27 protein-coding genes and 1 tRNA gene are annotated in these 24,230 nt (G+C 57.9%); 20 read left to right on the top strand and 8 right to left on the bottom strand.

From position 1 onward, the window contains the following. Positions 1 to 16: 16 nt before the first annotated feature. Positions 17 to 1,348 carry an OprD family porin gene (locus IB252_RS23010; protein ID WP_192410360.1) on the bottom strand — a complete coding sequence of 444 codons (1,332 nt, stop codon included), beginning with the start codon at positions 1,346 to 1,348 and terminating at the stop codon, positions 17 to 19. Positions 1,349 to 1,531: 183 nt separating this feature from the next. Beyond that, positions 1,532 to 1,990 (bottom strand): hypothetical protein, encoded by a 459-nt coding sequence (locus IB252_RS23015; RefSeq protein WP_192410380.1) that lies wholly within the window; start codon positions 1,988 to 1,990, stop codon positions 1,532 to 1,534. Positions 1,991 to 2,262: 272 nt separating this feature from the next. On the opposite strand from IB252_RS23015, the gene IB252_RS23020 reads away from it, so the two are divergent. Together IB252_RS23020 and IB252_RS23025 are read left to right on the top strand one after the other, a co-directional pair. Beyond that, the gene (locus IB252_RS23020) at positions 2,263 to 2,688 is read left to right on the top strand and encodes an HIT domain-containing protein (protein WP_192410361.1); all 426 of its coding nucleotides are present in this window, start codon (positions 2,263 to 2,265) and stop codon (positions 2,686 to 2,688) included. A 3-nt stretch (positions 2,689 to 2,691) separates the two neighbouring features. Then, positions 2,692 to 2,898 carry a SlyX family protein gene (locus IB252_RS23025; protein ID WP_008147392.1) on the top strand — a complete coding sequence of 69 codons (207 nt, stop codon included), beginning with the start codon at positions 2,692 to 2,694 and terminating at the stop codon, positions 2,896 to 2,898. 70 nt (positions 2,899 to 2,968) lie between these two features. On the opposite strand, the gene IB252_RS30465 is transcribed toward IB252_RS23025, so the two are convergent. Further along, a complete protein-coding gene (locus tag IB252_RS30465; protein ID WP_111451443.1) occupies positions 2,969 to 3,571 on the bottom strand; it encodes a cold-shock protein in 603 nt (200 codons plus the stop codon). A gap of 464 nt (positions 3,572 to 4,035) precedes the next feature. Between IB252_RS30465 and IB252_RS23035 the strand changes: the two genes are divergently transcribed. The 18 genes from IB252_RS23035 (at position 4,036) to nadA (ending at position 18,566) form a co-directional block, all read left to right on the top strand. Next, positions 4,036 to 4,374, top strand: coding sequence for a ribbon-helix-helix domain-containing protein (locus IB252_RS23035; RefSeq protein WP_192410362.1), 339 nt, complete (start codon positions 4,036 to 4,038; stop codon positions 4,372 to 4,374). A 136-nt stretch (positions 4,375 to 4,510) separates the two neighbouring features. Continuing rightward, positions 4,511 to 4,732: an FmdB family zinc ribbon protein gene (locus IB252_RS23040; protein ID WP_010457489.1), complete on the top strand. Its 222-nt coding sequence runs from the start codon at positions 4,511 to 4,513 to the stop codon at positions 4,730 to 4,732. Positions 4,733 to 4,854: 122 nt separating this feature from the next. Beyond that, on the top strand, positions 4,855 to 6,630 hold the full coding sequence (gene aspS, locus IB252_RS23045) for an aspartate--tRNA ligase (protein WP_192410363.1): 1,776 nt from the start codon (positions 4,855 to 4,857) through the stop codon (positions 6,628 to 6,630). 123 nt (positions 6,631 to 6,753) lie between these two features. Then, the gene (locus IB252_RS23050; RefSeq protein ID WP_008072427.1) at positions 6,754 to 7,500 is read left to right on the top strand and encodes a YebC/PmpR family DNA-binding transcriptional regulator; all 747 of its coding nucleotides are present in this window, start codon (positions 6,754 to 6,756) and stop codon (positions 7,498 to 7,500) included. A gap of 242 nt (positions 7,501 to 7,742) precedes the next feature. Then, on the top strand, positions 7,743 to 8,267 hold the full coding sequence (gene ruvC / locus IB252_RS23055; protein ID WP_008147379.1) for a crossover junction endodeoxyribonuclease RuvC: 525 nt from the start codon (positions 7,743 to 7,745) through the stop codon (positions 8,265 to 8,267). A 115-nt stretch (positions 8,268 to 8,382) separates the two neighbouring features. Next, positions 8,383 to 8,997: a Holliday junction branch migration protein RuvA gene (gene ruvA / locus IB252_RS23060; RefSeq protein ID WP_046049661.1), complete on the top strand. Its 615-nt coding sequence runs from the start codon at positions 8,383 to 8,385 to the stop codon at positions 8,995 to 8,997. Next, positions 8,998 to 10,059, top strand: a complete 1,062-nt coding sequence (ruvB, locus tag IB252_RS23065; protein WP_008147374.1) for a Holliday junction branch migration DNA helicase RuvB — start codon at positions 8,998 to 9,000, stop codon at positions 10,057 to 10,059. Positions 10,060 to 10,186: 127 nt separating this feature from the next. Then, positions 10,187 to 10,654 (top strand): tol-pal system-associated acyl-CoA thioesterase, encoded by a 468-nt coding sequence (ybgC, locus tag IB252_RS23070; protein ID WP_008147372.1) that lies wholly within the window; start codon positions 10,187 to 10,189, stop codon positions 10,652 to 10,654. Beyond that, positions 10,644 to 11,339 carry a protein TolQ gene (gene tolQ / locus IB252_RS23075; RefSeq protein ID WP_046049659.1) on the top strand — a complete coding sequence of 232 codons (696 nt, stop codon included), beginning with the start codon at positions 10,644 to 10,646 and terminating at the stop codon, positions 11,337 to 11,339. The genes ybgC and tolQ overlap by 11 nt, the downstream gene beginning before the upstream one ends. Before the next feature lie 23 nt (positions 11,340 to 11,362). Further along, on the top strand, positions 11,363 to 11,815 hold the full coding sequence (tolR, locus tag IB252_RS23080) for a protein TolR (RefSeq protein WP_161807482.1): 453 nt from the start codon (positions 11,363 to 11,365) through the stop codon (positions 11,813 to 11,815). Further along, positions 11,815 to 12,894, top strand: coding sequence for a cell envelope integrity protein TolA (gene tolA / locus IB252_RS23085; protein ID WP_111451445.1), 1,080 nt, complete (start codon positions 11,815 to 11,817; stop codon positions 12,892 to 12,894). Before tolR ends, tolA begins: the two co-directional genes overlap by 1 nt. After that, the gene (gene tolB, locus IB252_RS23090; protein ID WP_074879460.1) at positions 12,891 to 14,192 is read left to right on the top strand and encodes a Tol-Pal system beta propeller repeat protein TolB; all 1,302 of its coding nucleotides are present in this window, start codon (positions 12,891 to 12,893) and stop codon (positions 14,190 to 14,192) included. Before tolA ends, tolB begins: the two co-directional genes overlap by 4 nt. A 52-nt stretch (positions 14,193 to 14,244) precedes the next feature. Continuing rightward, entirely contained in the window at positions 14,245 to 14,742 is a 498-nt protein-coding gene (gene pal, locus IB252_RS23095) for a peptidoglycan-associated lipoprotein Pal (protein WP_003178634.1), read from the top strand. A gap of 6 nt (positions 14,743 to 14,748) precedes the next feature. Next, positions 14,749 to 15,588, top strand: a complete 840-nt coding sequence (gene ybgF / locus IB252_RS23100; protein WP_192410364.1) for a tol-pal system protein YbgF — start codon at positions 14,749 to 14,751, stop codon at positions 15,586 to 15,588. A 167-nt stretch (positions 15,589 to 15,755) separates the two neighbouring features. Further along, the gene (gene queE, locus IB252_RS23105; protein WP_192410365.1) at positions 15,756 to 16,403 is read left to right on the top strand and encodes a 7-carboxy-7-deazaguanine synthase QueE; all 648 of its coding nucleotides are present in this window, start codon (positions 15,756 to 15,758) and stop codon (positions 16,401 to 16,403) included. A gap of 1 nt (position 16,404) precedes the next feature. Then, positions 16,405 to 17,097 (top strand): 7-cyano-7-deazaguanine synthase QueC, encoded by a 693-nt coding sequence (gene queC, locus IB252_RS23110; protein WP_111451446.1) that lies wholly within the window; start codon positions 16,405 to 16,407, stop codon positions 17,095 to 17,097. A 62-nt stretch (positions 17,098 to 17,159) separates the two neighbouring features. Beyond that, positions 17,160 to 17,235: transfer RNA gene (locus IB252_RS23115), tRNA-Lys, on the top strand. Positions 17,236 to 17,507: 272 nt separating this feature from the next. Further along, a complete protein-coding gene (nadA, locus tag IB252_RS23120) occupies positions 17,508 to 18,566 on the top strand; it encodes a quinolinate synthase NadA (RefSeq protein ID WP_192410366.1) in 1,059 nt (352 codons plus the stop codon). A 150-nt stretch (positions 18,567 to 18,716) separates the two neighbouring features. On the opposite strand, the gene IB252_RS23125 is transcribed toward nadA, so the two are convergent. The 5 genes from IB252_RS23125 to gcvP all read right to left on the bottom strand — a co-directional run. Beyond that, positions 18,717 to 19,205 carry an RDD family protein gene (locus IB252_RS23125; protein ID WP_192410367.1) on the bottom strand — a complete coding sequence of 163 codons (489 nt, stop codon included), beginning with the start codon at positions 19,203 to 19,205 and terminating at the stop codon, positions 18,717 to 18,719. A 96-nt stretch (positions 19,206 to 19,301) separates the two neighbouring features. Continuing rightward, positions 19,302 to 19,514 (bottom strand): cold-shock protein, encoded by a 213-nt coding sequence (locus tag IB252_RS23130; protein WP_003227496.1) that lies wholly within the window; start codon positions 19,512 to 19,514, stop codon positions 19,302 to 19,304. 390 nt (positions 19,515 to 19,904) lie between these two features. Then, positions 19,905 to 21,029 (bottom strand): glycine cleavage system aminomethyltransferase GcvT, encoded by a 1,125-nt coding sequence (gene gcvT / locus IB252_RS23135; protein WP_192410368.1) that lies wholly within the window; start codon positions 21,027 to 21,029, stop codon positions 19,905 to 19,907. Between the two features lie 38 nt (positions 21,030 to 21,067). After that, complete coding sequence (locus IB252_RS23140; RefSeq protein ID WP_192410369.1) at positions 21,068 to 22,444, bottom strand: L-serine ammonia-lyase; 1,377 nt, start codon at positions 22,442 to 22,444, stop codon at positions 21,068 to 21,070. A gap of 179 nt (positions 22,445 to 22,623) precedes the next feature. Further along, positions 22,624 to 24,230: aminomethyl-transferring glycine dehydrogenase (gcvP, locus tag IB252_RS23145; RefSeq protein ID WP_192410370.1), on the bottom strand; the 1,607-nt coding region annotated here is incomplete at its 5' end.

The raw sequence follows: 24,230 nt of genomic DNA on the forward strand, positions 1-24,230 counted from the left end.
AACTAGCTTTCGGCAATTAAAGAACCGAAATCGGGTAGTCGACGATCAGGCGGAACTCGTCGATGTTACCTTCAAACGCGTCGTCATGGTTGGCGCGATGCCATGCTTGACGAATACGGAAGGACAGATCCTTGGCCGGGCCGGTTTGAACGACGTACTTGGCTTCGACGTTGGTTTCGTGGTGTTTGCCATCTGCACCGTAGAAGCCGGTGTAGGCACTGCCCGCCGGTGTGTTGGTACCGTCGATGTCCCAACCTTTCACGTAACGGGTCATGAAGCTCAGACCAGGTACGCCGTATTCGGCCATTTTCAGGTCATAACGGACTTGTACCGATTTTTCGCCAGGGGCGTTGAAGTCAGAGTACTGGATGGAGTTGGCGAGGAAGATCGAGTCGCCACCGCGGTTGTTTTTACCCACACCAACATAGTCGAACGGAGTATCGCCATTCACTTTCTGGAAGCCCAGGGTGACGGTGTGCGCTTTTAGGAACGAGTAAGCAGCGGCCAGCGAGTAGGCGGTGTTGCTGATTTCGCCTGCTTTAGCGTCACCGGTGTCCTTGGTGTTGTAGATGTTACCGTCGAAGTTGATCGAGTTGTCGCCACCCAGTGCCAGGGTATAGTTCGCGTTGGCGTAGTACTGGTTCCAGATGTCTTCCAGTTTCGCGCCGTACAGCGAAACGCTCAGGTCTGGAGTAATGCCGTACTTGCCACCGACGTAGTCGATGGAGTTGGCTTCCACTCCAGCGTAGTTAGCCCACAGGCTACCGTCACGGGCGTTGCTGTCTTGGCTGGTCGCCGAAGTGAAGTGGCCGCCTTCGAGGTCAAGGTCTTTGACTTCGCTGCTCTGCAGCTGGATGCCGGTGGCAGTTTGGTGAAGGATACGGGAGCCGCCAACAGCGAACACTGGGGCAGTGCTTGGCTGCATGTCGCCGATTTTCAGCTCGGTCTTGGAGATGCGGAACTTGGCGGCAGCGCCGGCCTTGCCCTGGCTGTTGTTAACTTCGCCATCAGAGTCCACGGACATGTTGCCGGTACCGGCATATTTGTCGGAACCGTCCAGTTTAATGGCCAGTTGACCCCAAGCTTCAACGCCAACACCGATCAGACCTTGAGTGTAGCCAGAGCTGAACATGCCCTGGATGCCCTGGGTCCAGTCTTTGTCGTCGGTTGCGCCGTCTTTCTTGTTACGGTTGTAGTAGTAGTTGCGAACTAGCAAGTCGAGCTTGCTGTCTTCAACAAAACCTTTGGCTTCTGCCTGGTCGCTTACGAAAGGTGCGGCTACTGCCAACTGAGTACTGGCTGCTGCTGCAACTGCCAGTGCGATCATGCTCCACTTCATCACGCGCATCGTGATTTGCTCCTTTGGTTTTAGAAGAGTACTGCCGTCCCACCTGATTTATTATCTGGGCGGCTCTTTCTTTTTGTGTCGGCGCAAACTTATATCACGCCGACCATGTTGGCGATACTTGCGTATCTAACCTTTCAGCTTCTTTACGACCCTGTCGCAAACGGCTTGGTAGATGTCGCAAATTTACAGCCCCGACGCAAGCGGACTGACAACTTTTAGCGTTGTTTCCAGGGCCTGAGCATCGGTAAAAAGAGTCCCTGGTGAAACGCTTGAATCTCCATCGGGCAACCCTGCCACTGTTTTTATTTGCCTTAAGGCTTCCACTTCCAGCGGACGCTTTAGAGGCGATGTGGGTGTGAATGCAACAAGCGTGCACAAATCAGAATCCTGCTGGTTTTTTTTCTGAAAGCCTGCCTGTCGCTGTAAAAACCTCATAAAACCGGGGTGTTCAAGCACGTTTTGTTCGGGCTTGACGCCATGGTTTGCATCGTGTTGTACCCTTGTGGCCGACTGCGTGACAACCCAAAACGTTACCGGTTCACCCCACCAGTGAGTAAATGGCGGATGCCTGACCGACTCAGCGTAGACGCACTGTGCGGTTTTGGTGCAAAAAATTTTAATCGCTGTGCTGAATTCATACAATGCGGCCGTCTGCCAAATTCGAACGCGTCGTTGTTTATCAGTCAGTCCGGCGTTTTTTGTGTGGCTGCCGGTTCTGTAATGGTGCGGACTGAGCGAAAATGACTCATGTCGGGGCGCGTGACCGGTCGTTTGTAGTTTCTCGGGTTGGCTTTGACCATGGTTGATCGTGAAGCCAGCGGCGTTCGCAGGTATGCTGCCGTCCTGTCGCTTGGTGCGCCGTCTCTTGAGATGGACGCTAAGCTGAAATTGATGACCAGGCGGGAGTGCGCGCAGTGTTCGCTTTAGATCCACGACTTCAACAAGACACGTTACCGATTGGGGATTTCCCACTGTGCCGGTTGCTGCTGTCCAATGATTCGAACTACCCCTGGTTCATTCTGGTGCCACGTCGCGACGATATCAGTGAGATATTTCAGTTGGATGTCGCAGATCAACAGCAGCTGTGGCGGGAAACAACCGCACTGGCGGAGATGCTCAAGGATTCGTTCGACGCGGACAAATTGAATGTCGCGGCCCTGGGCAACGTCGTCAGTCAGTTGCACATGCATGTGATTGTGCGCAAGCGTGAGGACGCCGCCTGGCCAGCGCCGGTCTGGGGTAAACACCCAGCCAAGCTTTATAACTCAGAGCAGATCGCGTTGATTCGCGAGCGGTTGCGCCTGGTATTGACCGATGATTTTACGTTTCTGGAGGGTTGAATCATGAGCCTGGAAGCACGCGTTACCGATCTGGAGAGCCAGCTGGCGTTTCAGGATGACACCATCCAGGCATTGAGTGATGTGCTGGCGACGCAGCAGCGTGCGGTTGAGCGCCTGCAACTGCAAATGGCCGCCTTGCTCAAACGGCAAGAGGAAATGGCCGGTCAGTTCGAGACGTTTGAAGAAGAAGCGCCACCGCCGCATTACTGAGTGTGATCAACTGACGGGCAATAAAAAACCGCGAACAGCCAGGCTGTTCGCGGTTTTTTTTAGCCTTGAATCAGCGACGCGGCAGTGCGGCGATCACATCTTCGGCTTGCAGGCCCTTGTCACGGTTCATGACAGAGAACTCCACACGCTGGCCTTCGACCAGGACGCGGTGACCTTCGCCACGAATGGCCCGGAAATGCACGAAAATATCATCGCCGGAATCACGGGAAATAAAGCCGAAGCCTTTGGATGTGTTGAACCACTTTACGGTACCGGTATCGCGGTTGCTCATGTCATAGCTTGGCGAGGCGGCGGCCGGTGAAGATTTGTAGAAGCTGATGGCCAGGTGCAGAAGAACGGCAATCAGGGCCGCGACCAGGCTGAACAGAACAGCAGGTTGACCGGCAATGACAGGCATCGGCGCGATCAGCGTCAGGGTTTGCAGGACGACGGCCAGAACCAGCAGGGCGCTGACCAGGTTTTGCAATTGATGACGCGGGCCTTTGTTCCAGTAAGGGATAACAGGAGCGAGGGTGAGGTTGAGCAGGCCGAAAAAGGCCAGGTACAACGCATCAGGTTGTTGCAGGTAAGGTACGGCTTCGGATCGCAGGCTAGGGATGAAGGACAGCAGCAAGGCTGCTGCGCCCATTAGCAGGTGGACAATTTTCAACATTTTGAGTAACTCACGTTAAGACGGATCACAAGGAAGAGCTGAGTGAGCACGGTTCGCTTCAGAACAATAGGAGGCGTTGGACACGTACCCGGCATCAGCCTATGCGCAGCCCCCGGAAAATAGGCGGTAGCGACACACTGCCTATTTAACAGCAAAGCCTGCAGCTACTCAAATCAGGCAGTCCAGCGGTGCTCTGAGAGTCGATTTGTCGCAAATAACGTTCGTTGGCGTTATTTGCGTTCGACCTCTTGTCTCTTTAAACCCATTTCGCGCTAGTCAAATGGCGTCTGACTATGTAGGAAAACGTCCGGCCTAGGACGGTCTCCATGATCGCTCTTCAATTGTTGGCTTCTCCTACGTTGATGGTCATAAAGTCATCTGGATATACCTTTGCGCCTGCGCTTCTATAGGGCAACAGATATTGCTCTTAAAGAAGGCAAGGACGGCTAAGGAGTGTCAACGAAATGGATGACGAAGACAGGAGAAACGAGGGGAGGGTCGGTCCGGTCAAGGAGATAAGGATCGATCCATTCGTCAGCGAATTTGATATGGGCCTGGCCCAGCCTTTATCCCGATCAGTGCGCTTGAATGGTTTTGCCACCTGCTTGCGACTTGAACAGGTGTACTGGGATATTTTGAATGATATGGCCAAGATCAACTGCTGTACCGTCAGTGCGCTGTTGTCCCATGTGGACCGCGAGGTGCATTTGCGTCACGGCGGGGTCAAGAACTTCACCGGGTTGGTGCGGGTTGTGTGCGTCGTGCACAGCCTGAAGGAAGGCGGCTGCGTCGCCATGCCTTAACCACAGGGGTGGAACGGGTAGAGTGTCGGTCTGTGCAGTCTTACGGCTGCACAGGCTGCATTTAATGGATATAATCCCGCTCTTTGCCGCAAAACCCAGCGTGTGCGGTAGCAATCTGATCGCCGAGACAACCCCCATGCCGATGTACGACTATCAATGTGCTTCCTGTGGTCATCAGTTGGAAGCCATTCAAAAGATCAGCGCAGCACCGCTGGTCGACTGCCCTGCCTGCCAGGCGCCAGAGCTTAAGAAGATGCTGTCCATGCCGGGCTTCCGCCTTAGCGGCACCGGCTGGTACGAAACCGATTTCAAGACCGGTTCCAAGAAGAATCTGGCCGGCGGCGACAAAGCTGACTAGGGTCTTGAACCTGAGTTGAACGACACGTGCGAGCTCTTGCATCATCTGGCGCCTTTCTTAAAGGCGGGGCTGTTGCAGGATCTCCAACCGAATTTCGAATTACGAGAAGCGAAACTACGACCATGATGCGCAGCCATTATTGCGGCCAACTGAACGAAAGCCTGGAAGGCCAGGAAATTACCCTTTGCGGATGGGTTCACCGTCGCCGTGACCACGGTGGGGTGATTTTCCTCGATATCCGTGATCGTGACGGTCTGGCCCAGGTGGTGTTCGACCCGGATCGCGCTGAAACTTTCGCCGCCGCCGATCGCGTGCGCAGCGAGTATGTGGTCAAGGTCACCGGCAAGGTACGCCTGCGTCCGGCCGGTGCCGGCAACGCCAACATGGCGTCGGGCATGATCGAAGTGCTGGGCTACGAGCTGGAAGTATTGAACGAAGCGGAAACCCCGCCGTTCCCGCTCAACGAGTTCTCCGACGTCGGCGAAGAAACCCGCCTGCGTTATCGCTTCATCGACCTGCGTCGTCCGGAAATGCTCGAGAAGCTGCGCCTGCGTTCGCGCATGACCACCAGCATCCGTCGTTACCTGGACGAGAACGGCTTCCTCGACGTCGAGACGCCGATCCTGACTCGCGCTACCCCGGAAGGTGCTCGCGATTACCTGGTGCCGAGCCGTACTCACGCCGGTTCCTTCTTCGCCTTGCCGCAATCGCCGCAGCTGTTCAAGCAGCTGCTGATGGTGGCCGGCTTCGATCGCTACTACCAGATCGCCAAATGCTTCCGCGACGAAGACCTGCGTGCCGACCGTCAGCCTGAGTTCACTCAGATCGACATCGAAACCAGCTTCCTCGATGAAAAAGACATCATTGGCATCACCGAAGGCATGATCCGCAACCTGTTCAAGGAAGTGCTGGATGTGGAATTCGGCGAATTCCCGCACATGACCTGGGAAGAGGCCATGCGTCGTTACGGTTCCGACAAGCCGGACCTGCGTAACCCGCTGGAACTGGTTGACGTTGCCGATCAGCTGAAAGAAGTCGACTTCAAAGTCTTCAGCGGCCCGGCCAACGACCCGAAATGCCGCGTTGCCGCCTTGCGCGTTCCTGGCGCAGCGAGCATGCCGCGCAAGCAGATCGACGACTACACCAAGTTCGTCGGCATCTACGGTGCCAAGGGCCTGGCGTACATCAAGGTCAACGAGCGCGCCAAAGGCGTTGAAGGCCTGCAATCGCCGATCGTCAAGAACATCCCTGAAGCCAACCTCAATGTGATCCTTGATCGCGTAGGTGCGGTCGATGGCGACATCGTGTTCTTCGGTGCCGACAAAGCCAAGATCGTCAGCGAAGCCCTGGGCGCACTGCGGATCAAGGTCGGTAACGATCTGAACCTGCTGACTTGCCAGTGGGCGCCGATGTGGGTGGTCGACTTCCCGATGTTCGAAGAGAACGACGACGGCAGCTTCGCGGCCTTGCATCACCCGTTCACCGCGCCGAAGTGCACCCCGGAAGAATTGGAAGCCAACCCGGCGACCGCTCTGTCCCGTGCCTACGACATGGTACTGAACGGCACGGAGCTGGGTGGCGGTTCGATCCGTATCCACCGCAAGGAAATGCAACAGTCGGTGTTCCGTCTGCTGGGTATCAGTGAAGCGGAACAGGAAGAGAAATTCGGCTTCCTGCTCGACGCCCTGAAATACGGCGCGCCGCCGCACGGTGGCCTGGCCTTCGGTCTGGACCGTCTGGTGATGCTGATGACCGGCGCCCAGTCGATCCGTGAAGTGATCGCCTTCCCGAAAACCCAGAGCGCCGCTTGCGTCATGACTCAGGCCCCGGGTGTGGTAGATGCCAAGGCACTGCGCGAACTGCACATTCGTCTGCGCGAAGCGCCTAAGGCTGAGTAAGGCTGACCAGAAGGGCGCATCTTCGGATGCGCCCTTTCTTTATAGAATGGTCGAGATTTTTATTTGCTGGCTGGCGCATCATGGCGCGGCGGGCAATGTTTCAAAGAGAATTCGGAGCGAGATATGGCGGGTCATTCCAAGTGGGCGAACATCAAGCACCGCAAAGAACGTCAGGATGCCAAGAAGGGCAAGATTTTCACCAAGTGGATTCGTGAGCTGACCGTTGCGGCCCGTCAGGGCGGTGGCGATCCGGGTTCCAACCCGCGTTTGCGTCTGGCGCTGGACAAGGCTCTCGGCGCGAACATGAGCCGGGACATTATCGACCGTGCGGTCGCCCGCGGCGCCGGTGCTGCCGACACCGACGACATGGTCGAGCTGACCTACGAAGGCTACGGCCCGGGCGGCGTGGCGGTGATGGTCGAGTGCATGACCGACAACCGCAACCGCACCGCCGCGGCTGTTCGCCATGCGTTCAGCAAATGCGGCGGCAACCTCGGTACGGACGGTTCGGTGGCCTATCTGTTCGAGCGCAAGGGGCAGATTTCCTTCGCTCCTGGCGTTGATGAAGATGCACTGATGGAAGCGGCGATGGAGGCCGATGCCGATGACGTGGTGACCCACGAAGACGGCTCCATCGACGTGTTCACCTCGTTCGCCGGTTTCTACTCCGTGCGTAACGCGCTGGAAGCGGCCGGTTTCAAAGGTGATGACGCGGAAATCGTGATGTTGCCGACCACCAGTGCCGAACTCGACCTGGAAGGCGCCGAGAAGGTGCTCAAGCTGATCGACATGCTTGAAGACCTGGATGACGTGCAGAACGTTTACTCCAATGCGGACATCCCTGAATCGGTAGCCGCGCAGCTGGGTTAAGGGCGACTAAGATCCAATGTGGGAGCGAACCGTGGCGAGGGGATTTATCCCCGTTCGGCTGCGAAGCAGTCGCAGACCCAGTGATTACGGTTTTTCTGAAATCTTCGTATTCACAGGTTCAGGGCCGCTTCGCGACCCAACGGGGCGGTGCGACGTTTCGCTAAATCCCCTCGCCACGGTTCGCTCCCACAATTGTTATTCGCTGTATTGAATATCGTGCTCTTACCTAACCCGCAGGCGTTATGACTTTAATTCTTGGTATCGACCCCGGTTCGCGCATCACCGGTTATGGCGTAGTGCGCGATACCGGGCGTGGATGCGTCTACGTGGCGTCGGGCTGCATTCGCACAGGTTCCGGCGAGCTGCATGAACGCCTGCAAATCGTCTATCGCGGCGTGCGCGAAGTCATCCAGACCTACGGCCCGGTGACCATGGGCATCGAAAAGGTCTTCATGGCACGCAACGCCGACTCTGCGCTGAAACTTGGCCAGGCCCGCGGCGCAGCCATCGTTGCCGGCGCGGAAGAAAGCCTGGAAATCGCTGAGTACACGGCGACCCAGGTCAAGCAAGCAGTCACTGGTACCGGCGCGGCGAATAAAGAGCAGGTGCAAATGATGGTCATGCACATGCTGAAACTGACCAGCAAACCGCAAATCGATGCCTCGGACGCCCTGGCCATTGCCATTTGCCATGCTCACACCCGCTCCAGCCTGTTGCCCCATGGTCTGGGTACGGCACGCAGTCGTGGCGGGCGCCTGCGTCTCTGATAGCATCAGCAATCATTTTTTACGGAATGAGGGTTTTGCGCCTGTGTCGTCGGCGCAAAACCCTTGTTCTGTCAGTCGCCAGCACTGATCTGGCCAACGCTCAAGGATCTGAAACGTGATTGGACGCTTGCGCGGCACACTGGCTGAGAAACAGCCGCCGCACCTGATTCTGGATGTAAACGGTCTGGGGTATGAGCTGGAAGTGCCCATGACCACGCTTTATCGCTTGCCGTCGGTCGGTGAACCGCTGACCTTGCACACCCATTTGGTCGTACGCGAAGACGCGCAGTTACTCTATGGCTTCTTCGGCAAGCGTGAGCGAGACTTTTTTCGCGAGTTGATCCGTCTCAATGGTGTAGGGCCGAAATTGGCCCTGGCCCTGATGTCGAGCCTGGAAGTCGATGAGCTGGTCCGCTGCGTACAATCCCAGGACACCTCGGCGTTGACCAAGGTGCCGGGCGTGGGCAAGAAGACTGCCGAGCGTTTGCTGGTGGAACTCAAGGATCGCTTCAAGGCCTGGGAAACCGTGCCGGCGATGTTTGCCCTGGTGCCAAACCAGCCAGGTGGGCCAGATACGACGCCGGTTGCCACCGCCGAAAATGACGCGGTCAGCGCGCTGATCTCCCTGGGCTACAAACCGCAGGAAGCCAGCAAGGCGATTTCTGCGATCAAGGAGAAAGGCTTGAGCAGTGAAGACATGATTCGTCGTGCCCTGAAGGGAATGATCTAAGTGATTGAAGCTGATCGTCTGATTGCCGCCACGCCTGGCCCTCGTGACCGCGAGGAAGTCCAGGACCGGGCGATTCGCCCTGTCAGCCTGGCCGAGTACATTGGCCAGCCGACCGTTCGCGAGCAAATGGAGTTGTTCATCCAGGCGGCTCGTGGGCGCAATGAATCCCTGGACCACACGCTGATTTTCGGCCCGCCGGGTCTGGGTAAAACCACCTTGGCCAACATCATCGCCCAGGAAATGGGCGTGTCGATCAAGAGCACCTCGGGCCCCGTGCTTGAACGCCCGGGTGATCTGGCGGCGCTGCTGACCAATCTTGAGCCACACGACGTGCTGTTCATCGACGAAATCCATCGGCTCTCACCGATTGTCGAAGAAGTGCTGTACCCGGCCATGGAAGATTTCCAGCTCGACATCATGATCGGCGAAGGGCCGGCCGCGCGCTCGATCAAGCTTGATCTGCCGCCGTTCACCCTGGTCGGTGCGACGACGCGGGCGGGGATGCTGACCAATCCGCTGCGCGACCGTTTCGGCATCGTCCAGCGCCTGGAGTTCTACAACACCGCTGACCTGGCAACGATTGTCAGTCGTTCGGCGAATATCCTCGGTTTGCCGCTGGACCCGGAAGGCGCCTTCGAAATCGCCCGTCGTGCCCGCGGTACGCCACGGATCGCCAACCGCTTGCTGCGCCGGGTTCGGGATTTCGCCGAAGTACGCGCCAAGGGCCACATCACCAAACCGATCGCCGACCTGGCCTTGAACCTGCTGGATGTCGACGAGCGTGGCTTCGATCATCAGGATCGACGGCTGCTGTTAACGATGATCGAGAAGTTCGACGGTGGGCCGGTCGGGGTCGATAGCCTCGCCGCCGCCATCAGTGAAGAACGACACACTATTGAAGACGTACTCGAGCCGTACCTGATCCAGCAGGGCTACATCATGCGTACGCCGAGGGGTCGAGTGGTGACCCGGCATGCGTATCTGCACTTCGGTTTAAACATCCCGTCACGATTGGGCGAGATGCCCGTGGTAGACGAGTTCCTCGATGCCGTGGACGATTAATAACCTTTGCGCGCTGATATATTCGGGGTTTGTGTGGTCCCAGGACCGTACTTTCGCCAGAAAGCCGTGAATCAATGAAAAACAGTTGCCTGGCCGGATTGGCAACCTGAGGAGTAAGCACTAGAGTATGCGCGCGCAAAACGGGCTTGAGCCTTTCGCACTTCGTTGTCGCGTTTATTACGAGGACACCGATGCGGGCGGCATCGTGTATTACGTTAATTACCTCAAGTTTATGGAACGGGCTCGAACCGAGCGGCTCCGGGAGCTGGGCTTTGCCCAATCCCAGCTTGCAGGTGAGGACCTGTTGTTCGTCGTGCATTCCAGCGAAGCGCGTTACCACGCGCCGGCGCGACTGGACGACGAGCTGCTGGTAAGCGCTGAAGTAATCGAATTGAACCGTGTCAGCCTGCGCTTCAAACAGCAGGTCAGGCGGGCTACGGATAATGCGCTGCTCTGCGAAGGGCAGTTTTTGGTGGCCTGTGTGCGCACTAACAGTTTGAAACCCCGGGCCATTCCCGAAGCTCTACGTGCGGCCTTTGCCGACGTGAGCGGCGCGGGTACACACTCAAAGCAGGAGATAAAGCGTGGAAGCTAACGTCGTCGACCATTCCTCCATGTGGAGCCTGGTCAGCAATGCCAGTATCGTGGTGCAACTGGTAATGCTGATCCTGGTAGCCGCATCGGTGACCTCATGGATCATGATCTTTCAGCGCAGCAATCTGCTGCGCGCCGGTCGACGTGCCCTGGAGAGCTTTGAAGAGCGCTTCTGGTCGGGTATCGACCTGTCCAAACTCTACCGTCAGGCCGGCAGCAACCCTGATCCGGATTCGGGCGTAGAGCAGATCTTCCGTGCCGGTTTCAAGGAATTCTCCCGTCTGCGCCAGCAGCCAGGCGTTGACCCGGAAGCGGTCATGGAAGGCGTGGCCCGCGCCATGCGCGTTGCCATTTCCCGCGAAGAAGAAAAGCTCGAGCAGAGCCTGCCGTTTCTCGCGACCGTAGGTTCCGTCAGCCCGTACATCGGTCTGTTCGGTACCGTCTGGGGGATCATGAACTCCTTCCGTGGCCTGGCCACTGCCCAGCAAGCGACCCTGGCCACCGTGGCTCCGGGTATCGCCGAAGCACTGATTGCTACCGCGATCGGCTTGTTCGCCGCCATCCCGGCCGTTATCGCTTACAACCGTTTTGCTGCTCGCAGCGAAACCCTGCTGAGCCGTTACTACACCTTCGCCGATGAATTCCAGGCGATCCTGCACCGCAAAGTGCACACCAGCGAAGAATAAGCAGGTAATTTCCAATGGCTTTAATCGCTCGAGCTCGCAAAAAGCGCAAGCCGGTTGCCGAGATGAACGTGGTGCCCTACATCGACGTGATGTTGGTGCTGCTGGTCATCTTCATGGTGACCGCTCCGATGCTCAATCAGGGCGTGAAAGTTGATCTGCCCAAGGTTTCCAGCGAAGCCTTGCCGCAGGACAACAACACCCAGGTCCTGACCATTTCGATCAAGGCTGACAAGACCTACTACTGGAACCTTGGCAGCGAAGTCGACACTGAAAAGCAACAGGACAAGGCCATGACCTTGCCGCAGATGACTGACGCCGTGACCAAAATCATTCGCGCCGGCACTGAAGGTGGCAAGCGTACCCAGGTGTTCATCCGCGGCGACAAGACCGTCGACTACGGTTCCGTCATGGGCGCCATGGGCGGGTTGCAGAAAGCCGGGGTCGGTAATGTTGGCTTGATCACCGAGGCACCCTGATGCAGCAAATGCGAGAGCCGTCCGCCTCGGAAAGCTATTTCTGGCCTAGTGTCTGGGCGCTTGTCTTGCACGTGCTGGTTTTCGGCATGCTGTTCGTCAGTTTCGCCTTCACGCCCGAACTGCCGCCGGCCAAGCCGATTGTCCAGGCGACCCTGTACCAACTGAAATCGAAAAGTCAGGCGACCACCCAGACCAATCAGAAGATTGCGGGTGAGGCGAAGAAATCCGCCGCGCGCCAGACCGAAGTCGAACAGATGGAACAGAAAAAGATCGAGCAGGAAGCGATCAAGGCCGCGGAACAAAAGAAGGAAGACGCGGCTCAAAAAGCCGAAGAATCCAAAAAGGCCGACGAGACAAAGAAAGCGGAAGAGGCCAAAAAGGCTGATGAAGCCAAGAAAGCCGATGAAGCGAAGAAGACCGCCGAAGCTAAAAAGGCCGAAGAGAAACAATTGGCTGATATAGCCAAGAAGAAGTCTGAAGAAGAAGCCAAGAAAGCAGCTGAAGAAGAGGCCAAGAAAGCGGCCGCTGAAGAAGCGAAGAAAAAGATCGTCGAAGACGCGAAGAAGAAAGCCGCGGAAGACGCCAAGAAGAAATCTGAAGCTGAAGAGGCGAAGAAGAAAGTCGCCGAAGACGCGAAGAAGAAAGCTGCTGCCGATGCTGCGAAGAAAAAATCGCAGGAAGCGGCACGTAAATCCGCCGAAGACAAAAAGGCTCAGGCCCTGGCAGATTTGCTTTCCGATACGCCGCAGCGTCAGCAGGCCTTGGCGGATGAGCAGGGTGACGAAGTCGCCGGTAGTTTCGATGATCTGATTCGTGCTCGTGCAGCGGAAGGCTGGGCTCGTCCACCTTCGGCCCGCAAAGGCATGACGGTCGTGTTGCAAATCGGCATGTTGCCCGATGGTACGGTGACTTCGGTTGGCGTGGCCAAGTCCAGCGGCGATGGTCCGTTTGACGCTTCCGCTGTTGCGGCGGTCAAGAACATTGGACGTTTGACAGAAATGCAGGGAATGAAGCCGAGCGATTTCGCTCCGTATCGTTCATTCAAGATGACATTCACACCTGAGGATCTAGCCTTGTGAGAAACCTTCTTCGAGGAATGCTCGTCGTTATCTGCTGCCTGGCAGGGATAGCGGCAGCTGATGAAAAAAACATTCTGGTCACCAGCGGCAGTGATCGGGCCACCCCGATCGCAGTCGTTCCGTTTGGCAACCAGGGCGGCAGCGTTCTGCCGGACGACATGGCCGAAATCATCGGTAACGACCTGCGCAACTCGGGTTACTACTCGCCGATTCCAAAACAGAACATGATCAGCCAGCCAAGCCAGGCCAGCGAAATCATCTTCCGTGACTTCAAGGCGCTGGGCGCCCAGTACGTCATGGTCGGCAGCATTGCTCCTGCGGGCGGTCGCCTGCAGGTCCAATACGCACTGTTCAACGTCGCCACCGAGCAGCAAGTGCTGACCGGCAGCGTGTCGGGCAGCGTCGATCAACTGCGCGACATGTCGCACTACATCGCGGACCAGTCGTTCGAAAAACTCACCGGTATCAAAGGTGCGTTCTCGACTCGTCTGTTGTACGTGACAGCCGAGCGTTTCTCCGAGAAGAACACTCGCTACACGCTGCAACGTTCAGACTATGACGGTGCCCGTGCCGTGACCCTGCTGCAATCGCGCGAGCCGATCCTGTCGCCACGTTTCGCACCGGACGGCAAGCGCATCGCTTATGTGTCGTTCGAGCAAAAGCGTCCGCGTATCTTCATGCAGAACATCGACACCGGTCGCCGTGAGCAGATTACCAACTTCGAAGGCCTGAATGGCGCGCCAGCATGGTCGCCTGATGGCAATCGCCTGGCATTCGTACTGTCGAAAGATGGCAACCCGGACATCTACGTGATGAACCTGGGTTCGCGTCAGATCACGCGTGTCACTAACGGTCCTGGCATCAACACCGAACCGTTCTGGGGTAAAGATGGTTCGACCATCTACTTCACCTCGGACCGTGGCGGCAAGCCGCAAATCTACAAAACCAGCGCAGGCGGTGGTGGTGCGGAACGTGTGACCTTTATCGGTAACTACAACGCCAACCCTAAGCTTTCGGCTGATGAAAAGACCCTGGTGATGATCCATCGTCAGGAAGGTTTCACTAATTTCAAGGTGGCAGCCCAGGATTTGCAGCGCGGAAGCGTAAAAATCCTCACTGATAGCACTCTGGACGAGTCGCCTACTGTTGCGCCCAACGGCACCATGGTAATCTACGCCACCCGCCAGCAGGGCCGGGGAGTCTTGATGCTCGTGTCCATTAATGGACGCGTAAGGCTCCCGCTTCCTACCGCACAAGGCGAAGTCAGAGAACCTTCCTGGTCCCCTTACCTGAACTGACGCGGCGCTATACGTTGTACTTAACACATTGGGGTTCATTAGGAGTTTCACGATGGAAATGCTGAAGTTTGGTAAATTTGCTGCGCTGGCTCTGGCCATGGCTGTAGCTGTAGGTTGCTCGTCCAAAGGCGGCGACAATGCCGGTGAAGGCGCTGTAGATCCAAACGCTGGTTACGGCGCAAACACTGGTGCAGTTGACGGCTCCCTGAGCGAAGAAGCTGCTCTGCGCGCAATCACCACTTTCTACTTCGAATACGACAGTTCGGACCTGAAGCCAGAAGCCATGCGCGCTCTGGACGTTCACGCCAAGGACCTGAAAGCAAACGGCGCTCGCGTTGTTCTGGAAGGCAACACCGACGAACGTGGTACTCGTGAGTACAACATGGCACTGGGCGAGCGTCGTGCGAAAGCCGTTCAGCGTTACCTGGTACTGCAAGGTGTTTCCCCAGCTCAGCTGGAACTGGTTTCCTACGGCGAAGAGCGTCCAGTTGCTACCGGCAACGACGAGCAGTCCTGGGCTCAAAACCGTCGCGTCGAACTGCGTAAGTAATTCGTCATGCGAACGTGCCGTCGTGCTGTAACTGTTTTGGCTCTCAGCCTCGCACCGCTTGCGGTGTGGGCTGCGGTTCCTGTGGTCGATAATGACTCCGGCTATACCAATAGCGGGACTAATAATCCGCCTGCAGGTTACGGTACGAACGGCGCCTATGCCGGGGGAGGGGTTTCGGCCCCTGTCTCGGCACAGGGCGAGCTGTTCAACCAACTGCAATCGATGCAGGAGCAGATCTCGCGCCAACAAGGCATCATCGAAGTTCTGCAAAATGATGTAGCGCGCATGAAGCAAGAGAACCTGGAGCGATATCAGGATCTTGATCGGCGCATAGGAACCGGCGTTGCACCAGCCGCGACTCCTGATAATTCTTCCACCGGTGGCAGTTTGAATGCCCCCGGTGCAGCAGCGGGCGCAGCCGCAGGAGCGACAGCCGCTCAGGCACCTGCCGCGGGTAGCGAGCCGGCTGATCCGGCGAAGGAAAAACTGTATTACGATGCAGCCTTCGACCTGATCAAAGCCAAGGATTTCGACAAGGCCAGCCAGGCTTTTGCCGCATTCCTGCGCAAGTACCCGAACAGTCAGTACGCGGGCAATGCTCAGTACTGGTTGGGCGAAGTGAACCTGGCCAAAGGCGATCTGCAAGGTGCAGGTCAGGCTTTTGCCAAGGTTTCACAGCTGTACCCCAAGCATCCCAAAGTGCCTGATTCGCTGTACAAGCTCGCTGATGTAGAACGCCGCCTCGGTCATCCCGACAAGGTCAAAGGCATTCTGCAGCAGGTTGTGTCCCAATATCCGGGCACTTCCGCCGCTCAGCTGGCCCAGCGTGATCTGCAAAAAATGTAAGGGCGGCTTGACCCGTTTTGAAGAAACCCGCGCTTGTCGCGGGTTTTTTCGTTAGAATTCACGCCCTTTTTATGAAACACGCTTTTTGGGATCTGCGCGGTGGCGGGGTTCCTTGAAGTGCCTGACGGAGGCGGACAGCCTGTTTAGCTGTTATGCCCGTGGCGACTATGCAAGACACATTGAGAATCACCGAAGTTTTCTACTCGTTGCAGGGTGAAACGCGGACTGCCGGGCTGCCCACTGTTTTTGTGCGCCTGACCGGTTGCCCATTACGTTGCCAATACTGCGACAGCGCTTATGCATTCACTGGCGGCACCCTCCGCACGCTCGACGACATCCTCGAGCAAGTGGCCGGTTTTCGTCCGCGTTACGTCTGTGTCACCGGCGGCGAGCCGCTGGCACAACCCAATGCCATCCCATTGCTCAAGCAGTTGTGTGACGCCGGTTACGAGGTCTCGCTGGAAACCAGCGGTGCCCTGGATATCTCGGCGGTCGATCCACGGGTCAGTCGCGTCGTCGACCTGAAAACCCCGGGTTCGAAAGAAGCCCACCGCAACCGCTACGAGAACATCGAACTGCTCACGCGCAACGATCAGGTGAAGTTTGTCATCTGCTCGCGGGAAGACTATGACTGGGCCGTGTCCAAGCTGATCCAGTACGGTCTGGATCAGCGTTCCGGCGAAGTCCTGTTCTCGCCAAGTCACCATGACCTTAATGCTCGGGACCTGGCTGACTGGGTGGTGGCGGACAACCTGCCAGTGCGTCTGCAATTGCAGTTGCATAAATATCTTTGGAATGACGAGCCGGGGCGCTGAAATGACTGAACAACTGAACACCACTGAAAAACGCGCGGTCATCTTGCTGTCCGGCGGCCTCGACTCCGCGACCGTTGTGGCCATGGCTCGCGCTGAAGGCTATAGCTGCTACACCATGAGCTTCGACTACGGTCAGCGCTCCCATGCCGAACTGCACGCCGCCGAACGTGTCGCTCGCGACCTGGGTGTGATTGAACACAAGGTGATCGGCCTGAACCTGAACGGTATCGGCGGTTCAGCATTGACCGACACCAGTATCGATGTGCCGGAAGAAGCGGGCGAAGGTATTCCGGTGACTTACGTGCCTGCGCGCAACACCGTTTTCTTGTCCCTGGCGTTGGGCTGGGCTGAAGTGCTCGGCGCTCGCGACATCTTTATCGGTGTGAACGCAGTGGATTACTCCGGTTACCCGGACTGCCGTCCCGAGTTCATCGAGTCTTTCGAGCGCATGGCCAATCTGGCGACCAAGGCCGGTGTAGAGGGGAATGGTTTCCGTATCCAGGCACCGCTGCAGAACCTGAGCAAGGCGCAGATCGTCCAGGCGGGCGTGAAGCTCGGCGTTGATTACGGCCTGACTGTTTCCTGCTATCAGGCGGACGATAACGGCCGTGCATGCGGCAAATGCGACAGCTGCCGCCTGCGTGCAGAAGGCTTTGCGGCAGCCGGAATCAGTGACCCAACACCTTATTTTTGATTTATTTCAAATCAGGTGTTGAATAGTCCTTAAAAATCAGTATTATACGCGCACCACACAGCGGGTCGTTAGCTCAGTTGGTAGAGCAGTTGGCTTTTAACCAATTGGTCGTAGGTTCGAATCCCACACGACCCACCATTTTTGTAGCAGTTTTAAAAGTCTGGAAGGCCCACGCAAGTGAGGATTTCCGGATTTTTTTTTGCCCGCGATTTAAGGTCGCCCAGGTTCTGGGCTGCACCGCGTGACGCAGGTCAGAATCATCTTTTGCATCCACGGGATATTCTGTAGCCTTGCGCAGCTTCAACGTTGTCCGTGCCTGATGATACTCACTCTCCCGGCGGTACCCTGAAGGGTCCGGAGCCGGGTGTATACTCGACTTTCGCGCGAAAGCGCCTGCAGGTCTTGCGAACATGACGCAGATTTCCGAACGCCTTCTGGTTCAAGCCCACCTCGACGCCAAGCAGCCCAAGCCGCTGACTGCCGAGGAGGAGGCCTATTACCGTGCCGCCATCGCTGCCGAGCTCAAGGCTCAGGATGCGGTGCTGGTTGCTCACTTCTATTGCGATCCGGTCATTCAGGCCCTGGCCGAAGAAACCGGAGGCTGTGTCTCCGACTCGCTGGAGATGGCCCGCTTTGGCAATGCTCACCCGGCCAAGACCGTGGTGGTCGCCGGTGTGAAGTTCATGGGCGAGACCGCCAAAATCCTCAACCCTGAAAAACGCATCCTCATGCCCACCCTGGAGGCGACCTGCTCGCTGGACCTGGGTTGCCCGGTGGACGAGTTCTCGGCGTTCTGCGATCAGCACCCGGAGCGTACCGTGGTGGTGTATGCCAATACGTCGGCGGCGGTCAAAGCCCGGGCGGATTGGGTGGTGACTTCAAGCTGCGCGCTGGAGATCGTCGAAAGCCTGATGGATAACGGCGAAACCATCATCTGGGGCCCGGATAAGCATTTGGGCACCTACATCCAGCGTCAGACCGGCGCGGACATGCTGCTGTGGGACGGCGCCTGCATCGTTCACGAAGAATTCAAGTCCAAACAGCTCGAAGACATGAAGGCGCTGTACCCGGACGCAGCAATTCTGGTGCACCCGGAGTCGCCGACGTCGGTGATCGAGTTGGCAGATGCCGTCGGCTCCACCAGTCAATTGATTGCGGCAGCGCAGAGCCTGCCAAACAAGACCCTTATCGTCGCCACTGATCGCGGCATCTTCTACAAGATGCAGCAGCTGTGCCCGGACAAGGTCTTCATCGAAGCGCCAACGGCCGGTAACGGCGCAGCATGCCGTAGTTGCGCACATTGCCCGTGGATGGCGATGAATACCCTTGAGCGCACGCTCAAGAGCTTGAAGGAAGGGACTAACGAGATCTTTGTCGATCCTGCGTTGATTCCACAAGCGATTCGGCCGCTCAAGCGCATGCTCGACTTTACCCAGGCTGCACGGATGAAGTTGGCCGGCAACGCCTGAGATCTTTCAGATAGTCCACAAAATCTGTGGGAGCGGGCTTGCTCGCGAAGAGGGTGTATCAGTCGACATTAATGTTGTCTGACACACCCTCTTCGCGAGCAAGTCGAATCGTCGCACCGCCGCTCCCACAGTGGTTTTTGTATGGCTGAGCTACTTGGTTTTCTTTGGAATCCGCACGAGCTGGGTGTTGGAGTAGATGTCATGCCAGCTGCGTTTCTGTTTGTCGAACAGCGACCAGAAGAAACCCACCCCGACGCACAGCAAGGACGCGATCGACACCACAAAGCGCAGCAATGCCTGCCACAGGCTGATGGATGAGCCGTCGGCATTTTGTACGCGGATGCACCAGACCTGCATGCCCAGGGTCTGACCGGACCAGGTCCAGAACTTGGCGAAGAAGCCGAACAGCACAAACAGCAGCACCGTTGACAGCAATGGATCGCCGTCCAGCGCGCCGGCTTCGGTCAGGGTTCGCATTTTGTCTTCGCCGATGATCGCCATCTGGATCATCTTGTAAATGCCACTGGTGACGATCAGCAGGGCGGTACACAACAAGAAGTCGTAGAACATCGCTGCCAGGCGACGTCCGAGGGTGACGGCAGGAAAGTCGCCCTGGGGTTTGAGAAGATGTTTCGACATGGCAGCCTCTGGACGGAAAAAAGAAGCCATTTTACGGATTTACGCGCACAAAAAAGCCCCTGATGTCAGCATCAGGGGCTTTTTCGTTACAGAAGATCAGGCTTCTGCTTGTACTTCGTCAGCCTGCATGCCTTTCTGGCCTTGCACAGCAACGAAAGTCACTTTCTGGCCTTCTTTCAGGCTCTTGAAGCCGTTGCCCTGAATAGCGCGGAAATGCACGAACAGATCCGGACCGCTTTCTGGAGTGATAAAACCAAAACCTTTCTCGTCGTTAAACCACTTGACGGTACCGCTCTGACGTGTGGACATTTCTTATTCCTTTGACGCAAAAAATTAATGACAGCCTCCTTCTTGTGAAAGAGTACTGGGGCTGGTTGCAGGAGAGTAAGAAGACGTCGAACGGGATGTAGCTAACTTGTAGGCTACTGCCCAGGTCACGATTCCAAGCGACCCATGCAAACACAGTGAACAAACTCTACGCCAACTACGGGAGAAAAAACAAGCCCTGTGGAGGGCCCGGATTTGCTCGCGTTGATGCCGTTCGGCGGCAACTAGCGCTGGCTTATGCGATAGAGGTGTTCAATTGTTTTCGATCGTTATAAGCCAAGTTCGTAATCGAAGGTGTGCACTGTTTTATGGCGGTTGCGTTACACATTAGTGCGCTGTTAACGCAACCGCGTTACTTATAGGAACAGTCAATCAGCCACGGTAGTAGCGTTGTGGAACAAATGGCATTTTGCTTACAAGCAAAGGTACCTTTTTCCCACGAACAATCGCCCATACCGGCGTATCGAGAGCGATATAAGCACTGTCGACGTAACCCATCGCCAAAGGGCCGCCCAGGGTCGGACCGAAGCCACCGCTGCAAACCGCGCCAATGATGTCGCCTGCTTCATTGACGATCTCTGCGCCTTCGCGCACCGGCGTGCGTTCCTGAGGCAGCAGGCCAACGCGCTTGCGGCTGACACCGGCTTGTTGCTGTGCGAACACGGTTTCAGCGCCAGGGAAGCCGCCGGCACGTGCGCCATCAGCGCGACGAGGCTTGGAGATCGCCCACAGCAGGCTCGCTTCGATCGGGGTGGTCTCGGTGTTCATGTCGTGGCCATAGAGGCACAGGCCAGCTTCCAGGCGCAGGGAGTCGCGAGCGCCAAGGCCGATGGCCGCCACTTCAGGTTCGGCCAGCAGGGCACGAGCCAGGGCTTCGGCGTTGGCGGCCGGCACGGAGATTTCGTAACCGTCTTCACCGGTGTAGCCCGAACGGCTGACAAAGCAGTCCACACCCAGCAGTTTCACGCGGGCGAACTGCATGAAGGTCATCTTCGCCACTTCAGGCGCCAGACGCGCGAGCACGGTAACGGCGGCCGGACCTTGCAGCGCCAGCAGGGCGCGTTCTTCAAACAGCGGCTCGATGGTGCACTGGTCGCCGATGTGCTTGCGCAGATGCGCCAGGTCCTGGTCCTTGCAGGCGGCGTTGACCACCAGGAACAGTTCGTCGTTACCCAGGTTGGCGACCATCAGGTCGTCGAGGATGCCGCCGGTCTCGTTGGTGAACATCGCGTAACGCTGCATGCCCACCGGCAGGTCGATGATGTCGACCGGCACCAGGCTTTCCAGCGCCTTGGCGGCATTGGCGCCGGTCAGGCGGATCTGGCCCATGTGCGAGACATCGAACAGCCCGGCCTGATCACGGGTGTGCTGGTGTTCTTTCATCACGCCGAGCGGGTATTGCACCGGCATGTCATAGCCGGCAAACGGCACCATGCGGGCGCCGAGTTCGATGTGCAGTGCGTGCAGCGGGGTTTTCGACAGTTGTTCGGTGGACATATTCAGCTCCTGAAAAAGTGTGCAAATGCGCGTGAGCATCAGCACTCGATAATGTTGACCGCCAAACCGCCACGGGCGGTTTCCTTGTATTTGCTTTTCATGTCGGCGCCGGTCTGGCGCATGGTGCGGATGACCTTGTCGAGGGAGACGAAGTGCTGACCGTCGCCGCGCAGGGCCATGCGCACCGCATTGATGGCCTTGACCGAGCCCATGGCGTTGCGCTCGATGCAAGGCACTTGCACCAGCCCGCCAATCGGGTCGCAGGTCAGGCCGAGGTTGTGTTCCATGCCGATTTCGGCGGCGTTTTCCACTTGCTGCACGGTGCCACCGAGGACTTCGCACAGGGCGCCGGCGGCCATGGAACAAGCGACGCCAACTTCACCCTGACAGCCGACTTCGGCGCCGGAGATCGAGGCGTTTTCTTTATAGAGGATGCCGATCGCGGCCGCGGTCAGCAGAAAACGCACGACGCCGTCTTCGTTGGCGCCGGGGATGAAGCGCATGTAGTAATGCAAAACAGCGGGGACGATCCCGGCCGCACCGTTGGTAGGCGCCGTCACCACGCGCCCGCCGTTGGCGTTTTCTTCGTTGACTGCCAGTGCATAGAGGTTGACCCAGTCCAGCACCGACAGCGGATCGCGCAGGGACGATTCGGGGTTCTTGCACAGTTGCCGATGCAGCGCGGCCGCCCGACGTTTGACCTTCAAGCCACCGGGCAGGATGCCTTCGTTACGACAACCGGCGTCGACGCAATCCTGCATCACTTGCCAGATTTTCAGCAGGCCGGCGCGGGTTTCCGCTTCCGAGCGCCAGGCACTTTCGTTGGTCAGCATCACCTGGCTGATCGATAGACCATAGGTGGTGCAGTGACCGAGCAGGTCCTTGGCGCTTTTGAACGGGAAGGTCAGTGGCGTGGCGTCTTCGACGATACGGTCGGCGCCGGCGGCGTCTTCATCGACCACAAAACCGCCGCCAACCGAGTAGTACTCGCGGCTGCGGATTTGTATGCCCGCCGCATCGAAGGCGCGAAAGATCATGCCGTTGGGGTGATAGGCCAACGGTTTGCGGATCATCGCCAAGTGTTCTTTCTCATTGAACGCAATGCTGTGTTCGCCGAGCAGGTTCAAGCGACCATTGCCGCGAATCTCTTGCAGACGGGCGGCGACGGTTTCAGTGTTCACAGTGTCCGGGTGTTCGCCTTCCAGGCCCAGCAGCACAGCCTTGTCGCTGCCGTGGCCTTTACCGGTGGCGCCGAGTGATCCGTAGAGCTCGACTTTGACGCAAGTGGTCGCGGCCAGCAGCCCTTCACGGCGCAAACCTTCGGCGAAGCGCGCAGCAGCACGCATCGGGCCGACGGTGTGAGAGCTGGAGGGGCCGATGCCAATCTTGAACAGGTCGAACACGCTTAAAGACATGGTTGTTCTCCGGTTTCTTGTTATAGATGCAACGCGACTCCGTAGGAGCAAAGCTTGCTCGCGATGAACGATGACGCGGTTCATCAGATAGACCGTGTAACGGCTATCGCGAGCAAGCTTTGCTCCTACAGGGATTTGCAGTGTTCTTGAGTGGGGCGGATTAACCGCCCCACACTGTTTTAAGCGTAGCTTTCGATCGACGGGCAAGCGCAAACCAGGTTGCGATCACCAAACACGTTGTCGACGCGACCGACCGGTGGCCAGTACTTGCCTTCGATCAGCGACGCAACCGGATACACCGCCTGCTCACGGCTATACGGATGCGTCCACTCGCCGACGATTTCCGCCGCGGTGTGCGGGGCGTTTTTCAGCGGGTTGTCGTCCTTGTCCAGGGTGCCGTTTTCCACCGCGCGGATTTCTTCGCGGATGCGGATCATGGCGTCGCAGAAGCGGTCCAGTTCTTCTTTGGATTCGCTTTCGGTCGGCTCGATCATCAGCGTGCCGGCCACCGGGAACGACATGGTCGGGGCGTGGAAGCCGAAGTCGATCAGACGCTTGGCGACGTCATCGACGCTGATGCCGCTGCTGTCTTTCAGCGGACGCAGGTCGAGGATGCATTCGTGCGCCACCAGGCCGTTGCTGCCGGTGTAGAGCACCGGGTAGTGCTCTTCGAGGCGACGGGAAATGTAGTTGGCATTCAGGATCGCCAGTTGCGAGGCGCGCTTGAGACCGGCGCCACCCATCATCCGAATGTACATCCAGGTGATCGGCAAAATGCTCGCGCTGCCGAACGGTGCGGCGCAGACCGCGCCCTCTTTACGCTCCATGGTGCCGTGACCCGGCAGGAACGGCGTCAGGTGCGACTTGACGCCAATCGGACCAACGCCCGGGCCGCCACCGCCGTGCGGGATGCAGAAGGTTTTGTGCAGGTTCAGGTGCGACACGTCGCCGCCGAACTTGCCCGGCGCGCAGAGGCCGACCATTGCATTCATGTTGGCGCCGTCGATGTACACCTGGCCGCCGTGGTCGTGAATGATGCCGCAGATTTCGCGGATGCCTTCTTCGAACACGCCGTGGGTCGACGGGTAGGTGATCATCAGCGCGGCGAGGTGTTCGCGGTGCTCGATGGCCTTGGCCCGCAGGTCTTCGATGTCGACGTTGCCGCGGGCATCGCAGGCGGTGACCACCACACGCATGCCAGCCATGTTGGCGGTGGCCGGGTTGGTGCCGTGGGCCGAGGACGGGATCAGGCAGATGTCACGACGGTCTTCGCCGCGGCTCTGGTGATAGGCACGAATCGCCAGCAGGCCGGCGTATTCACCTTGCGAACCGGCGTTCGGTTGCAGCGAGATCGCGTCGTACCCGGTGGCGGCGCAGAGCATCGCTTCCAGTTCGTCGGTCAGTTGCTGGTAACCGGCGCTTTGCGCGGCCGGGGCGAACGGGTGCAGGGCACCGAATTCAGCCCAGGTCACCGGGATCATTTCGCTGGCGGCGTTGAGTTTCATGGTGCACGAGCCCAGCGGGATCATGGTGCGGTCCAGCGCCAGATCCTTGTCGGCCAGTTTGCGCAGGTAGCGCATCAGCTCGGTTTCCGAGTGGTAGCGGTTGAACACCGGGTGGCTGAGGATTGGCGACTGGCGCAGCAGCGCGGCCGGGATGGCGCTAACCACCGAGGCGGCGAGGGCGGCGAAGTCCGGCAGGGTTTGGCCGTCGGCCAGCAAGGCCCACAGGGTTTCCACGTCAGCTGGCGACGTGGTTTCGTCGAGGGACAGGCCCAGACGCTCGC

Origin of the sequence: Pseudomonas sp. PDM10 (assembly GCF_014852295.1) — a bacterium.
Lineage (GTDB): Bacteria > Pseudomonadota > Gammaproteobacteria > Pseudomonadales > Pseudomonadaceae > Aquipseudomonas.

Coding starts and splice junctions, on each gene's coding strand:
- pal (WP_003178634.1), top strand. CDS start 14,245: ATGGAAATGCTGAAGTTTGGTAAATTTGCTGCGCTGGCTCTGGCCATG.
- IB252_RS23040 (WP_010457489.1), top strand. CDS start 4,511: ATGCCGATGTACGACTATCAATGTGCTTCCTGTGGTCATCAGTTGGAA.
- IB252_RS23050 (WP_008072427.1), top strand. CDS start 6,754: ATGGCGGGTCATTCCAAGTGGGCGAACATCAAGCACCGCAAAGAACGT.
- IB252_RS23010 (WP_192410360.1), bottom strand. CDS start 1,348: ATGCGCGTGATGAAGTGGAGCATGATCGCACTGGCAGTTGCAGCAGCA.
- IB252_RS23140 (WP_192410369.1), bottom strand. CDS start 22,444: ATGTCTTTAAGCGTGTTCGACCTGTTCAAGATTGGCATCGGCCCCTCC.
- ybgC (WP_008147372.1), top strand. CDS start 10,187: ATGCGCGCGCAAAACGGGCTTGAGCCTTTCGCACTTCGTTGTCGCGTT.
- tolA (WP_111451445.1), top strand. CDS start 11,815: ATGCAGCAAATGCGAGAGCCGTCCGCCTCGGAAAGCTATTTCTGGCCT.
- ruvC (WP_008147379.1), top strand. CDS start 7,743: ATGACTTTAATTCTTGGTATCGACCCCGGTTCGCGCATCACCGGTTAT.
- aspS (WP_192410363.1), top strand. CDS start 4,855: ATGATGCGCAGCCATTATTGCGGCCAACTGAACGAAAGCCTGGAAGGC.
- IB252_RS30465 (WP_111451443.1), bottom strand. CDS start 3,571: ATGTTGAAAATTGTCCACCTGCTAATGGGCGCAGCAGCCTTGCTGCTG.
- queE (WP_192410365.1), top strand. CDS start 15,756: ATGCAAGACACATTGAGAATCACCGAAGTTTTCTACTCGTTGCAGGGT.
- IB252_RS23025 (WP_008147392.1), top strand. CDS start 2,692: ATGAGCCTGGAAGCACGCGTTACCGATCTGGAGAGCCAGCTGGCGTTT.
- gcvT (WP_192410368.1), bottom strand. CDS start 21,029: ATGTCCACCGAACAACTGTCGAAAACCCCGCTGCACGCACTGCACATC.
- IB252_RS23130 (WP_003227496.1), bottom strand. CDS start 19,514: ATGTCCACACGTCAGAGCGGTACCGTCAAGTGGTTTAACGACGAGAAA.
- IB252_RS23035 (WP_192410362.1), top strand. CDS start 4,036: ATGGATGACGAAGACAGGAGAAACGAGGGGAGGGTCGGTCCGGTCAAG.
- queC (WP_111451446.1), top strand. CDS start 16,405: ATGACTGAACAACTGAACACCACTGAAAAACGCGCGGTCATCTTGCTG.
- IB252_RS23125 (WP_192410367.1), bottom strand. CDS start 19,205: ATGTCGAAACATCTTCTCAAACCCCAGGGCGACTTTCCTGCCGTCACC.
- nadA (WP_192410366.1), top strand. CDS start 17,508: ATGACGCAGATTTCCGAACGCCTTCTGGTTCAAGCCCACCTCGACGCC.
- ybgF (WP_192410364.1), top strand. CDS start 14,749: ATGCGAACGTGCCGTCGTGCTGTAACTGTTTTGGCTCTCAGCCTCGCA.